6 protein-coding genes are annotated in these 6,203 nt (G+C 32.4%); all 6 read right to left on the bottom strand.

Features of this window, described 5'->3' with window-relative positions; genetic code table 11:
• Nucleotides 1-695: 695 nt before the first annotated feature.
• Nucleotides 696-2,525: a heavy metal translocating P-type ATPase gene (locus tag ACJROP_RS01395; protein WP_405273324.1), complete on the bottom strand. Its 1,830-nt coding sequence runs from the start codon at nt 2,523-2,525 to the stop codon at nt 696-698.
• A gap of 61 nt (nt 2,526-2,586) precedes the next feature.
• Nucleotides 2,587-2,859: a metal-sensing transcriptional repressor gene (locus tag ACJROP_RS01390; RefSeq protein ID WP_405273322.1), complete on the bottom strand. Its 273-nt coding sequence runs from the start codon at nt 2,857-2,859 to the stop codon at nt 2,587-2,589.
• Nucleotides 2,860-3,267: 408 nt separating this feature from the next.
• On the bottom strand, nt 3,268-3,495 hold the full coding sequence (locus tag ACJROP_RS01385; RefSeq protein WP_405273320.1) for a hypothetical protein: 228 nt from the start codon (nt 3,493-3,495) through the stop codon (nt 3,268-3,270).
• A gap of 8 nt (nt 3,496-3,503) precedes the next feature.
• On the bottom strand, nt 3,504-4,313 hold the full coding sequence (locus ACJROP_RS01380; protein ID WP_405284134.1) for a pseudomurein-binding repeat-containing protein: 810 nt from the start codon (nt 4,311-4,313) through the stop codon (nt 3,504-3,506).
• 77 nt (nt 4,314-4,390) lie between these two features.
• The gene (locus ACJROP_RS01375) at nt 4,391-5,611 is read right to left on the bottom strand and encodes a hypothetical protein (RefSeq protein ID WP_405307763.1); all 1,221 of its coding nucleotides are present in this window, start codon (nt 5,609-5,611) and stop codon (nt 4,391-4,393) included.
• Between the two features lie 92 nt (nt 5,612-5,703).
• The coding region (locus ACJROP_RS01370; protein ID WP_406533717.1) for a hypothetical protein at nt 5,704-6,203 on the bottom strand (500 nt) is incomplete at its 5' end.

Below are 6,203 nucleotides of genomic sequence, written 5' to 3'. Positions count from 1 at the left end.
GCATCCCTATAGGTATAATTGGACTCTTTGATAATTTGCTTTTTATCTTCATCCATGTAGGATGATGTATTATTTATATTGGCCATAGCTATTACAACCGGTATATAATAATTAATATAATATTTTATTATTTCAATTATATAAAATTATCATTAAAAATTCATGACAATATGTTTTCAGGATTATGTTGAGAATTTCAAAATACGAATTAAATGCCTAAATAGATTTAGTTGAATTAATATGGAGTTTTTTTAGAAAAAAGTTTGAATAACGAGCTGATCTCCATAATAATTCAACTGACCTTTACCAATATCTAGCCACCCAAATAATTTTTGAGTGGTACTAATTAATCTTAATTTAAACATATTTAAAGGAAGTGCGAGAGAGCAGATGATGACTAATCATTGATGAGGATATTGAATCATTTCATGATCGATGTTTCCATCAAGATATGATTGATATAATTAATAGCTATGTTTTTTCATTCAATTAAATTAGATGACATTGACATTAATGGCAACCTTTTTGGATTTGATTTTTAAACAGAGATATATATGCAAGGGTTCCAGAAAGTAAGTTTTGAATAGTAAATGGTCAATGGTAATGTGAGTATTTGAAAAAAATATTAAAGTGTATCATTTGAGATGATAATTTTATCAAATCAGATAATACACAGAAATTATAATCCGTTGTGTTTATTTTTTAGCTTTTCTGTAATCCTTTCCTGAAATCTTATAATTCACAAGAGTTGAGGAATAAATGATTACAATAACTGACCCGATATTGTGAACCAATGCTCCTGCAATCGGACCTAAAACACCAAGAATAGCTAATATCATTGCAATTATATTTAAAGCTAGGGAGAATGTAATGTTTAAATTAATTGTTCTTAATGTTTTTCTTGCAATGGCTATCAGGTGAGGTATGTCGCCTATATTGTCATTGATTAAAGCGATGTTTGCCGCTTCTATGGAAACGTCACTTCCAATGCTTCCCATTGCTATTCCTACATTAGCTTTTCTTAGGGACGGTGCATCATTTATTCCATCACCAATCATTGCTACTTTATTTCCTTTTAATTGCTCTTGTTTGATGTATTCAGTTTTATCTTCGGGAAGACAGTTGTATTGAGCGTTTGTAACCTTAACCTCTCGGGAAATGAATTTTCCGGTTTCTTCATTATCTCCTGTTAGAAGTGTGGTTTTCATTCCTAAACGTTTAAGCTGTTTTACGGTTTGCCTTGAATTTTCACGCAATGTATCTGCAAGCAATACTATTCCAATGATTTCATTGTCTTTTGCGACAAATATGGTGATTTCTCCATTTTTGTTTTCTTCATCATAATTTAATGGAATGTTTTCTGCTTCGAGAAGTTTTTTATTTCCGGCGATAATTTTTGATCCTTCAATTATTCCAGTGACTCCTTTTCCGATGTGCATTTTGAAATCAGAAACATTTGCCAAATCTGTCTTATTGTAATATTTGACTATGGCCTTTGCAAGGGGATGTTCTGATTTTGATTCAAGGGATGCGAGAAGATACATCATTTCTTCTTCGTTGTCTGAAATTACTTTTACAACTTCCGGTGTTCCGTGTGTTAATGTTCCTGTTTTATCAAATACCAGTTCATCTACACGTGCCAGTTCTTCAAGGGATTCTCCGTCTTTTACCAGGATACCGTATTTTGTCAGGTTTCCTATTGCGGCCATTATTGCTGTCGGTGTTGCCAGAACCAGTGCGCATGGGCAGAATACTACCAGTATTGTAACTGATCTTATTATTTCTCCGGTTACGAAGTATGTTATTATTGCGCTTAAGAATGCAATTATTACGATCCATGTTGCCCATCTGTCTGCTGATCTTACGATTTTTGCGTTTTCAGGTTTTGATGATTCCACCAGTCTGATTAACTTTTGAAGAGAACTGTCTTCGCTGACTTTTGTTGTTTTCATAGTGAATGAACCGTAGAGGTTGATGGTTCCGCTGAACACTTCGTCGTTGACTGATTTGTCAACCGGTACTGATTCGCCTGTGAGTGTGGCCTGGTCAATTGAGGTTTCTCCTTCTATTATTATTCCGTCTGTTGGAATGCTTTCACCAGGAAGCACTTTTAATGTATCTCCTATTTTAACTTCGTCAACTGGTATTTTCTCTTCAACTCCTTTTTTGATTCTTGTTGCAACCTGAGGAGTCATTTTAACAAGTTCTTCTATTCTTCCCTGTGCCTTTGACACGGTGTATTCTTCCAAAAATCCACCGATTGCCATGATTGTTGCAATTTCACCGGCCGCAAATACTTCGCCTATAATGATTGATGCTATAATGGCTATTGTAACCAGCAAATCTGCTTTTATATCAAATTCTGTTATTAGACCTTCTGCACATTCTTTAAATATTGGTATTCCGCATAATATTACTGCAATCCAAGATAGGTAATCGAGAGATAGTAGAAAACTTGCGATTACACTTATTGCGGAGATAACAATTAGCAATATGTCTATTTTTTCATCTCTACTAAAATTCATATTAAACAGCCCCACAAGTATAGGTATACCCCTTTGGGTAATAAGGTTATTTTAAAAAAAATTAAAGTCTGGAGTAATATTCTAAAATTGATGAAATGTCACTTAATGCCTCGTCTGAGTCACTTTTATCGATAGCGTCTTTAACGCAGTGCTCGAGGTGTCCTTCAACAATTATATGTCCGACTTTATGTAATGCTGATTTTGATGCATTGACTTGCATTAATATTTGTTCACATGGAATATCTTCTTCAATCATACGGTCAATTGCATTAAGCTGACCTATGATTTTTTTGATTCTTCTATGTAAATTTTCACTATCCATACATTCTTTCAAAATAAATCCTCCTATACCTAAAAGGGTATATGTTTATTGTAGTATATAAATATTTTTGTAATCCTAAAAAAAGTGAAGGCACAAAACTTTAAGATTTAAATTTCATTTTAAAAAAAATACATTTTAACCTTGGCTAAAATTAACTAAAAAATCATTAAATCAAAGTAACGGCAAAAATTTATATGTTAATGCCATAATAATATTTTTTAAAAGCAACTGGTGATAAAATGAAAAACACAGGCATTTTTTTAATAGCTATGTTTTTTAATTTGATTTAATTTGATGACATTAACATTAACGGCAGTGCTTTCAGGAATAGAATCTGATTTTAAACTCCGATATATATGCACGAGTTTCAAAATATAAGTTTTGAATAGCTACTCCCTGCCGTTAATGTTAATCTGTTAGTTATGGAAATTCGCTTGCTATTTCATGATACTTATCGCTGACGATAGCTACAAAGTCCGTTATCTCGCCGGTGACTTCCAAGGTGTCAATGTCAACTTCTTTTAGATAACAGATACTGTTAATGTCTTCAGGGTCATCTGTTTCTGCAATACTGTACCATCCCATTATCTTTATTGGTTTATCCTTTGGGAATTTCTTTAACTCTTCAATCATTTCTCTGCAATTCATTTTATCACCTAACTGCTATACAAATCTGTAAATATCCAGCTTGGATCGTATGCTATGAGGTAACCGTCACTGCACCAGATGGACCTGACATTACCATCAGTACTGTCGGCAACAGCTGCCGGGTCTCTATTAATCCAATTTCCTCCAGTATGCTTTTTATGTTTTAATCTTAATCGAATATGGCCTGTTCCGGATACTCTGCATTTGACATGGACAAACTGAACATCATAACCTAAAGATTTAGCTATTCTGTAATACACTTGTCCCCAGTCTACACAATTGGAACCTTTTCCCGCTTTAGCATCATTGATTGTTTTCTTGTCTGTTTTCTGTGAATCAAAGTATTTGCTGTACAATTTCTTCTTTGCTATAATAGCTAAAGCTTCATCAATAGTGTTTCCTTTGTAGTTGAATGTCTTGATAAACAGCTTCATTGTTGAGTCACTATAATCGGGAAGCTTTGACATTCTGTAAACGATTGCAGGAAGCCTTCCGTTTGCTCTGATGTAGCTTTCAGTTCTTATGGCCATGTCTACATATTCTGCCTTGTCGATTTTGGTTGAGTTCTTTAACATTACATAGTTTGGAAGAAAATCCAAAGAACTGTTATCCTTTATCGCAGCCATTGTATACATTGCCACCAGCTTGTCTGAACCTAATTTCTTGGCTTTCTTTTCAACATCACTGCAGCTGCCTTTCAATGTCAATATCTGGTAATAGTCACGCTTCCGGTACTTCTTTTTGTTCTGGATTAACCAGAATGCTATTGAGTTCATTGCCTGGCAAAAACTTGTCCAGCTAATATTATCTTCTGTCATATACTATAATTTGTATTATCTTATTTATTATATTTTTTATATATTTTAGATAATAAAAATAGTATTCAATGACTCTTTCAAAAACTTTGTTGATTTTCAAAATCCTTTTTGCGATTGTCATTCCAAATGAGATCTCTGCGATAGATTCGTTTTAAAACGCCTCGTTTGGTCTTGAATGTTCGTTTTCTTGATTTTGGCATTGTTTTTTGAAATGCATTTTCAATTTTGTTACTTGTTTTTTCAATTCGTTTATCTTTTAAGTGATAAATGAAGCTTTTATATCGTGGAGTGATTGATTTTCTGATTATTTTATAAATCACTGGATGAAAATCATCTTTACGATAAATTAAAGATTGTACTTCATTTTTGAATTCATTATAATTATTTAAATCAAATAAATCTTTGATTATTTTTAGTTGTTTGTGACATTCTTGATATTCTTCGTCAGAAATACGATTTTTATCTTTAAAAGTTTTTAATTGTTTATTTAAACTTTTTTTAGTATGAAAAATACATAATTGATGTTTAAAACCTAATTTTGGGATAATTGAGGCATATTTTTTATCTAAATCTGTTGTGATTGCAATTTTATTTTTATTTGCTGTAGATTCTCTTAAAAACTTTTCAACAGTTGTTTCATCTTCAGTATCGTAAATTGCATCGGCTACGATGCAATTTGAAATAGAATCAAGTAATGTGTGACGATATTTCCATTTTCCGTTGATTTTTATCCATTCTACATCAAAGACATAATAACCCGAGCAACGCCCTAAATCAAATTCTAAAATGTTTTCATTAACAAAAAGCCAATTTTCAATTGTTTGATGTGAAATCGTGATTCCAAAGAATTTTTTAAATGATTTACAAACATTTTTTAAGCTTCCCAGATAATCTGAAATTAAATGTTCTGATTCACTTTTCAATTCATTCGTAAAATTGCTGTTTTTATCAACAAGACTTGTTAAATCTGTTTGAAATGTTTTATCACAACGTTTGCAAATATAACGCTGAACCTTCACATTAGTTTTACCAATTTCTTTAAATACTAATGTTCTTTTTGTAAAACCATATTTAACAACATGACGAGTTCCACAATGTGGGCACCTAGCTAAACTCATTTTAAAATAAGGAACATCCTTTTTAAAACTTAAATCAAAAGATTTCAGAGCTTTTTGACAGGATTTAAAAATTTTCACAAAACGAGGATCTGAAAGGACTAATCTACCATTAGAATCGCAAAATATATATTGTTTAACATCTAAAATACTATTTGGAGTATTTGTTTTTTGATTAGGCATGATAAAAACTTTTACTCCACCTATTTATTAAATTTAACTATTTTTAGATAAAATTAAAAATTCACAACTAATTTTCATCAAAAAATTTTAAATCAACAAAGTTTTTGAAAGAGTCCTTTTTCACTATCATCACATCCTTCCCATTCCATGTAGAGTTTGTTGTCTTCCCATACAAATCTGACATTATTGACAATAGCTACATCAGGAAGCTCACAATAGGTAACACCGTCAGCATCCTTTACATAATTGGCCTGAGCCATGATATTTGATTCTGTTGGTACGATCATATTGACGACATGAGTTATTTCATCCTGTTCAAAGTTGCAGTCGGCAAGATCAATACAGTTCTGGGATTCAGGATACATTTCGATTTCTGACATCTGACGATAAACTCGGATGTATTCAACATCTTCATTTTCCGTTAGGTTAACGATTGAAAGCAGTCTCAAGTCATGGCCTTCAATAGGATTGCATTCACCGTCACTGTCAATGTAGATTCTAGTATTTGGCAGTATATCTGCAGGTGCAGGTCTTTTGAGTTTTAATCTGAAGACATCACCAAGCACGGCCACAGTAACAAGGGTATGGCCGG

The sequence above is a fragment of the Methanobrevibacter sp. genome (assembly GCF_045220775.1).
Classification (GTDB): domain Archaea; phylum Methanobacteriota; class Methanobacteria; order Methanobacteriales; family Methanobacteriaceae; genus Methanocatella.
This window is presented reverse-complemented; position numbering and strand designations above follow the sequence as displayed.

Excerpts from the sequence above, each read along its gene's own strand:
- ACJROP_RS01395 (WP_405273324.1), bottom strand. The coding sequence starts at position 2,525 with ATGAATTTTAGTAGAGATGAAAAAATAGACATATTGCTAATTGTTATC.
- ACJROP_RS01385 (WP_405273320.1), bottom strand. The coding sequence starts at position 3,495 with ATGAATTGCAGAGAAATGATTGAAGAGTTAAAGAAATTCCCAAAGGAT.
- ACJROP_RS01380 (WP_405284134.1), bottom strand. The coding sequence starts at position 4,313 with ATGACAGAAGATAATATTAGCTGGACAAGTTTTTGCCAGGCAATGAAC.
- ACJROP_RS01375 (WP_405307763.1), bottom strand. The coding sequence starts at position 5,611 with ATGCCTAATCAAAAAACAAATACTCCAAATAGTATTTTAGATGTTAAA.